Raw genomic sequence first — 7,469 nt, 5'->3', positions numbered from 1 at the left:
AATCTGGTATTGTTTAAATTTTTAGCTGTTTCGTATTTCATAATTTAAGATTATAGCAGATGTTTCGCAGTAACTCTAATATAATTATTTTCAGACTTTATAATATTTACGATTTCAGTTACAATTGAGTTCATAAAAGACCAGCTTCTATTTTTTATTTTTTTGTTAACACTAGACTACTGGTCTTTTTGTTTTGGAGTCAAGTCCCTAGGGGGATTTGACTCCTTTTTCATTTGTTCTTTACCTTACCGCAAATTATTTTACACTTAGCTGCTGTTTGTCATACAAAAATTAATAATTATAATCTCCAATTGATTTAAAAATTGATAAGAATGATCAAAAATATTTGCTTAAAATACCTAATAATACTTGATTTTAGGTAGAAAAATAAGTTTTCAATTTCGGGAAAGGTTGATTGTAGAGCTTAGTGAAGTCGATTTTTAGCTATTACCAAGTCACTTGTCAGCTGGTCATAGAAGCGGCTCAAAGCATTAAGCTGCTTATAAGTTTGGGATTTGCTTTGATTAACTGGATGGCGATAAAGTCTTTGAATTAAAGCTAAATGATAAGCATCAGTTTTATCGGTCTTGTTGTAGCGTAGCCCCATATTCATCTCTTTTTTGGCTTTAAGCGGATTAAGAACAACATATTCATAGCCGTAGTCTTCAAGAAAAGCCTGCAGTCTGCGTGAATAAACACCGGTAGCTTCAAAAATAATTTGTGGATGTTTAGAAAAAGCAGCCAGCTCATGAAGTAATTGAATAAAACCAGGACGATCATTGGTAATAGTAAGTTCATTTTTACTTTCACTAATTAGTTCGCAAACAATAGAATTCGACTTGCTTACATCAATTCCAAAAGTAACTTGCATAATATAACCCCCTAAGCTCAAGTAGTAAAACGTATTTACTTAAGAAATGAGATCTAATTTTCTAAACTCGACATCTAAGTGTCCACATTCTTCGAAGAGACTCCTGAAAACTCAAGCAAAACTGCCAGTTTATTATGCGACATCAAGTGTCTAAAGCCCCGACGACATATAGTTTTACTACTACTTAAATTCTACAAGAGAATAAAAATAGTGAATCAATTATCCCGTCGGATAACTAATTCACTATTTAGCTTAGAATTTTTATTATGGAGAAATTTTAAAAATCGAGTCTAAAAAAAACAGCCTAAAACGAGGCTGCTTTTTGGGATTAAATGATTTTTAAACTATGTTATTGCTTCCAAGCAGCATCAAGTTTAGCTTTGCCAGTAGCGATTGCATTATTCCAAGATGAATGCTTGCTGGCTTGAGCTAAAATCGTTTGCATGTTGACATTGACTTGATCATAAGCACTTGTAGCATTCTTAGTAACAGGTAAGAAGTAGAGATTCTTAGCTGTTTTACCTAAGATTGCTGGAATTTTACTATCTTTATTAGACTTATAAACATCAGAATTTAACACTGAAGTATTAGCTGGCATATATCCAGTTTGTTGTGCCCAATATAGTTGTGATGACTTAGACGCAAGGAACTTAAGATATACATAAAAGCAGCAGATTTTTAGCTAGCAGTAGCTTTATTAAACATGTAAATATCAGTACCTTGTTGAACATTCATCTTGCTTGGACGAGCAGCAACACCATATTCGTATTTCTTATTTAAACCTTGCTTGATATAAGCTTCATTAGCAGTTGACCCAATAAACATTGCAACTTGGCCATTGTCAAAAGGTGTTGACATATACTTTTGGGTACCAGCTTGCATGAAGTAACCTGCTTTTACTCCATCAGCATAGTAATTGATAATATTTTTAGAAGCTGAACTTGCAAAATTGAGCTTATTGTCAAAATCAAAGCCCTTTTCTTTCATTGAAAGCATATAGTAATTATTTAAAGCATCAAATCCCATACCACTGACTTTATGTTTGCTCTTTTCATAAATTGTTTGAGATGCAGTCTTTAATTCTGCCATACTGGTCGGAACTTTGACATGGTATTTATCAAGAAGTGTCTTATTGTAAAATAGCACTTCAACGGACTTGTTGAAAGGCACACCATATTGTATGCCATTAATTTTAGCTCCATCCCATAAACCGGATTGAATACCTGTCTTTTCAAAAGATCCCCAACCAATTTCTTTATTGGTTATATATGGTTTTAAATTAACCAATAATTTGTTTTTAGCAGCATTATAAAGCCATCCAGGATAAGCTTGAGTAATTGTTGGCAAATTTTTGGATGATTGGAAGCTTGAGGTCAATTTAGATTGTAAATCAGAATAGTTACCACCCTGACTTTGTAATTTAACATCAATATTTGGATTTTTCTTTTCAAAGTCAGCCGTTAACTTTTCTAAAGCTGCCTTTGAGCTACCAGTTAAGGAATACCAAAATGTTACTGTGGTTTTTTTATCAATCTTCGTAGGAATTTTAGTTGAAGATGATTGTTGTTGGTTGGAACAAGCGCTTAAACTTACCAAAGCTAAGGCTACAGTCCCGATGGTAGTAATTTTGCTCTTTAAATTCAAAAAGTGTGATGATTATGGATAAAGACCCTTTAGTATATACTTATGAAATTGGTAAAGGTAAGCCTTATGATTATGATTATGGCAACAGGCAAAGCAATCAGAATACTAGCTATCCTTTTTGTGATGTTGCTCATCTTGAGAATATCTTTAGAAGAGAAGGCGATAAAATTTGGTTGAAAAATAAATATCCAACTTTACAGGATACGGATCAAACGATTTTAATTGAGTCTAGTGACCATCAAGGTGATATTTCAACTTATACAAGAGAAGAAAACCAGGAATTGATGCGCTTTGCATTAGAATGTTTCCATGAGATGTATTTCTCTAAAAAATATAGGAGTGTTCTTTGGTATAAGAATTTTGGCCCCAAGTCTGATGGTTCTTTGACACATCCTCATATGCAGATTGTTGGTTTGAATCATAAGGATGGATATCAAGATATTGGTGAAGATAATTTTACTGGATTTGAAGTAGGTAAATCTGGAGATGTAGAGATGAATCTTTCGGCTTATCCAGTTCAAGGTTATCAAGAAGTTAATATTTTGACTAAGCATAATCAAGATTTAGACATTTGGGCAGACTTAATTCAAAAGGGAACACAATATGTACGTTCGGTTTTGTCTCATGGCGTGGACTCATATAATTTATTCTTTTATCCTTTAAATGAGGGCGAGGGAACTTGTTGTAAAATCATTCCACGATTTTATGCCTCCCCATATTTTGTTGGTTATAAGATTTCCCAAGTAGATGATGCCGATACTTTACGTTGGGAAGCTAAGCGTTTGAAAGGCTTTGTTACAGGCGGTATCAGTCTTTAATTTGATGATGCTTATATAAAAAGTGTAATTGCTTGTAAAAATCTACATATCATATAGAATATAGATGGAACGTTTAGTATTTAAGATTTATCATGGAGGTTAATATCTATGGATTTTGAGAAAAAACCTAAGTATTCTTTGCGAAAGTTAGCAATAGGTCTTGTTTCAGTAATGTTTGGGAGTATTATTTTTGTAGTTTCAAATACCAGTGTGCAAGCAGCTACCAATCAGTCTAATGATAATCAAACTGTTGTACCTGAAGTAACTGAAAATAAAAAGATTGAGGGTGAAGCAGGGGCAGAAACAAAAGAAGGTGTCAAGAATGAAGGCCAAGAAGCTCCAACTACTAAGCCTAAAATAAAACCAGTAGCAAATACTCAGATTGAAAAGCAAGCAGCTACCAGTCAGTCTAATGATAATCAAACTGTTGTACCTGAAGTAACTGAAAATAAAAAGAATGAGGGTGAAGGTGTCGAGCCTAATGAAGGCCAAAAAGCTCCAACTACTAAGCCTAAAATAAAACCAGTAGCAAATACTCAGATTGAAAAGCAAGCAGCTACCAGTCAATCTAATGATAATCAAACTGTTGTACCTGAAGTAACTGAAAATAAAAAGAATGAGGGTGAAGGTGTCGAGCCTAATAAGTCCAAGAAGCATCAACTGCTAAGCCTAAAATTGATGAAACTAGCAGAAGCTAAGGAAAAAACTCAGAATGAAGCACAACCAGCTGAAAATGAAGCAACTGCTGAGGATAAAATCGATTGGGCAGCAATCAAATATAAGAGATCGTATAACAATAATAGTAGAGGCGTAGAAATCACTGGTTGGGATATAACCAAAGGTGGTTATGATGTTGTGTTGCCAAATACTGCTGATTTTGTCAAAAAAGGAATAATCACTGAAAAGCAAGCCGCATATGTAACTGGCGATGATTTGCATAATATCTTCTTGACATTGGCAAGTAAAACTAATAATCCAGAAGGAAAAGATTTTACCATTACTATAAGCCATAACAAGGATTCAAAATTAAGCGACTCACGTTTACATGTAAAACCTACAGTTAATTACAACGACAGTTTACAAGGTGATTTGGTTTCAGTTTTTGGAACCTATCGTGAGCACAATAGGGGTACTGACACACATTACCAAAATAATCTGACTAAGGCTGATTTAGCCAATTTAGATGTTTCAAATGTCTATGACATGTCAAACATGTTTTGGAATGCTGCAGAACTTAAAGAAGTGAATTTAACCGACTGGCAAACAAATTCTGTACGTTATTTTAGTAGAATGTTCTTTGGTACCAAGCAATTATCAGATTTAAAATTTACTAATTTGACGTCTTCTCCAACCGAGAAGCATGGTGCAACTCTCGTGCAGATGTTTGATGGTTCAGGTATTGAAAATCTAGATTTAAGTACTTGGAATGTTTCAAATGTTACTGATTTTACATATATGTTTGCTAACACTAAAAAGCTAAATGTTTTAAATATTAGCGGCTGGAAACTTAATAAAGTTGAAATTAACAATAAACCGAATATTGGTCTTTACTTATTTGGTACAGATGCTGATAATAGTTCAGTTAGAACAATCATTGCCAATCATACTGACTTGAATGGACATTATTTGCAAGCTTTCAAGCAATCACATCCAATGGAAATTATTTCAGATACTACTAATCCTATCTTCATCAAGTATGCTTTCGTTATTAAGGATCCAACAGATCCATCAAGTGAGGGTTCACCTAACTTTGTATATGTAACATTTGTTGATGAAAAAACAGGAGAAATTATTAATAAGGACCCATATGCACAAGTTAAACGTCCAGTTAGAGATGCAGCAGATCAACTGCAAGCTTTTTATGATGCAATTCAAGCATCCTATGACAAATTACTAAAAGCTAAAGGTTATGAAATAGTAAATAAAAAAGTAAATAAAAAAGCATTTAAAGTCGTTAATGGCCAAATGGATTCAAATCAAGAAGCTCAATTGGCTACCAAGCCTGATGAATTAGTTGACAACTATTATGACAGTAGTAAAAATCCTACAATTATGTGGAAGGTTTACTTAAGTCATAAAAAGACTACCATTGACCCGAATGATGTACCAGAGGGAATGAACAAGGATGATTTTGTCAAAACGGTTAAGAGGGTCATTAATATTACTGATCCACAGACAAATCAAACCAAGACCATTACTCAAGAAGTAACATTTAAGCGTTCAGGCGTTTTAGATGAAGTAACAAAAGGGCTTACTTATGATGAATGGAGTGAAGATGGCAAACATACCTTTGATAAGATTGATGTGCCAACAATTCCAGGCTATACTCCAAGTCAAGAAACTATTGACAGTTTAGTTGTAACGCCAGATACAGATAGTAACAAGACTACTGTAAATATAACTTACAGTAAAAATTCAGCTGATGATGGCTCAAATTATTACTCAGATGTGACTGGTAATTCTTCAACTAATGATTCGTCTCAAATAATTGGCCAAGATCAATATGTTAGTGGAATTGTAATGTTCTTATCAAAAGGATATGACAAATTTGGTAATGACACTGGTAGTAGGTATGTTGCATATAGTTCAATTAAATATTTACCAACCATTGTTGAAATTAATGGTAAGACTTACTACAAGCTAGCAGATAAGGATCAATATGTCCGTGTTATCAATATTACAGGTAAGCAAAGGATTTTAAAGCGTAATGCCTATGTTTACAATAATAAGGGCCAAAGAATTGGTTTAACGAAATTTACTAAGGGTAAAGAATTAACAACTTATGGTAAACAGATTGCTTTACGAGATGGTAAGAAATATTACCGAATTGCTAGGGGACAATATGTCAAAGCAATTAATTTTAAAGCTAAGCGCAAATAACAAATAACTAATCAAAATAACGCTGATTTCGAATTTATAAGAAATCAGCGTTATTTTGATCTTAATAATTATTGATTTTTAGATTGTTTACTAAAGATAATTAGAGCTATTAGAGCACATGTTAATGGAGCTATAGTAGTTACATAAAATAGAGCTACAAAAATATTATTAGTGAATGAACTGATCCATTTAGTAAGGATAAGCGGTACTAAAATTGAACCCACATTACCTAAAGCTAACAATAGTGAAGTAGCAAAATTAATACCAGTATGTGGTACGTGTTCAGCTACATAATAAAAAGTAAATGACATTGTTCCTACAAAAGAAAGTCCAATCAAAATTGCTCCAATATAGAAAAGCACCATATTTTGAGGTAATAAAAAGAAAAAATTACCTAATGACATACATGCCAGCATTAAAGGATAAGTAAAATTGCCTAGTCGCTTTAAAATTGGACCAAAAATGAATCCTAGGACAACACCACTGAAAGCTAGAATTGTCATTAAATTAGTAACTCGAGCTTCTGGAATATGATATTTACTTTCAAGCAAAAAAGGAATTTTAGCAGTTGCGCCAATGTAAGAAATACCCACAATTAAGGTAGCAATTGCAAATAATACCACAGTCTTATTGATATGAACTTCAACTTTAGCTTTTTCACCTTGATTGATGAAACTGTCAAATCTTTTGTGTAAATAGATTTTTCTCATAGATCGGTTTTTTAATCTTTTATTTAATCAAAGTAGAATTCTAAGGTATCCTGAACCTGACCAAGGTCTTTGTGGATTCGATTGAAATAGCGTTCGTTGTAGCTCATTGCCTGAATGCCAATAAAAGTATTAAGCGACTGTTCAGTTGGAAACTCTGCTTTAGGTTAGCTTTACTAAGGAAGGCTATATCATGCGCATTCTTAAGGATAAAGATGCGTCAAAGATTTATGTTGGTAAGTCCAACTATAAGAAATTAGTTAAAAATATCACGCCTTCGAAGAAAGCAAAAACCATTAGTCCTAAAAAGGTTCAAAAAGTTAAGTTTAGAATAGAAAAAGTTCATAACGTTAAGGGCCGCGGTGCTGGTGCACCAGTATATTTGGTTGCTTCTAAGGATAAGAAATATTCTAGTTGGACTACTCAATCTGGTTTGCAATACTATTACTTAAATAGTAAAGCAATGAAGAATAGAGTTACTGCGAAACTAGATAGCCAGTTCTTGGTTGATGATCCCGCAGATTAAATTCATTCTTAAATTAAAACGTC

Annotated in this window: 3 protein-coding genes and 4 pseudogenes; 3 read left to right on the top strand and 4 right to left on the bottom strand. The window is 33.2% G+C overall.

Annotated elements, in window-relative coordinates; translation table 11 throughout:
* Nucleotides 1-427 precede the first annotated feature (427 nt).
* Together BN52_RS00645 and BN52_RS00640 are read right to left on the bottom strand one after the other, a co-directional pair.
* Nucleotides 428-871: pseudogene (locus BN52_RS00645) on the bottom strand (IS110 family transposase); the annotation flags it as partial.
* Nucleotides 872-1,220: 349 nt separating this feature from the next.
* Nucleotides 1,221-2,515: pseudogene (locus tag BN52_RS00640) on the bottom strand (extracellular solute-binding protein).
* A 14-nt stretch (nt 2,516-2,529) separates the two neighbouring features.
* On the opposite strand from BN52_RS00640, the gene BN52_RS00635 reads away from it, so the two are divergent.
* Both BN52_RS00635 and BN52_RS09550 read left to right on the top strand, forming a co-directional pair.
* Nucleotides 2,530-3,333 carry a DUF4931 domain-containing protein gene (locus tag BN52_RS00635; RefSeq protein ID WP_008472098.1) on the top strand — a complete coding sequence of 268 codons (804 nt, stop codon included), beginning with the start codon at nt 2,530-2,532 and terminating at the stop codon, nt 3,331-3,333.
* A 108-nt stretch (nt 3,334-3,441) separates the two neighbouring features.
* Nucleotides 3,442-6,213 carry an SLAP domain-containing protein gene (locus BN52_RS09550; RefSeq protein ID WP_008472097.1) on the top strand — a complete coding sequence of 924 codons (2,772 nt, stop codon included), beginning with the start codon at nt 3,442-3,444 and terminating at the stop codon, nt 6,211-6,213.
* A gap of 68 nt (nt 6,214-6,281) precedes the next feature.
* On the opposite strand, the gene BN52_RS00625 is transcribed toward BN52_RS09550, so the two are convergent.
* Complete coding sequence (locus BN52_RS00625) at nt 6,282-6,923, bottom strand: MFS transporter (protein WP_008472096.1); 642 nt, start codon at nt 6,921-6,923, stop codon at nt 6,282-6,284.
* 23 nt (nt 6,924-6,946) lie between these two features.
* A pseudogene (locus tag BN52_RS09680) lies at nt 6,947-7,087 on the bottom strand (IS256 family transposase); the annotation flags it as partial.
* Between the two features lie 2 nt (nt 7,088-7,089).
* Between BN52_RS09680 and BN52_RS00620 the strand changes: the two are divergent.
* Nucleotides 7,090-7,392 (top strand): annotated as a pseudogene (locus tag BN52_RS00620) (hypothetical protein); the annotation flags it as partial.
* Nucleotides 7,393-7,469: the final 77 nt, after the last annotated feature.

It is taken from the genome of Lactobacillus gigeriorum DSM 23908 = CRBIP 24.85 (genome assembly GCF_000296855.1).
GTDB classification, from domain to species: Bacteria; Bacillota; Bacilli; order Lactobacillales; family Lactobacillaceae; genus Lactobacillus; species Lactobacillus gigeriorum.
The sequence above is the reverse complement of the archived record's forward strand: the minus strand, read 5'-3'. Positions and strand labels throughout refer to the sequence as shown.

What these genes read in the sequence shown, in the direction of transcription:
- BN52_RS00625 (WP_008472096.1), bottom strand. Translation starts at nt 6,923, where the DNA reads ATGAGAAAAATCTATTTACACAAAAGATTTGACAGTTTCATCAATCAA.
- BN52_RS00635 (WP_008472098.1), top strand. Translation starts at nt 2,530, where the DNA reads ATGGATAAAGACCCTTTAGTATATACTTATGAAATTGGTAAAGGTAAG.
- BN52_RS09550 (WP_008472097.1), top strand. Translation starts at nt 3,442, where the DNA reads ATGGATTTTGAGAAAAAACCTAAGTATTCTTTGCGAAAGTTAGCAATA.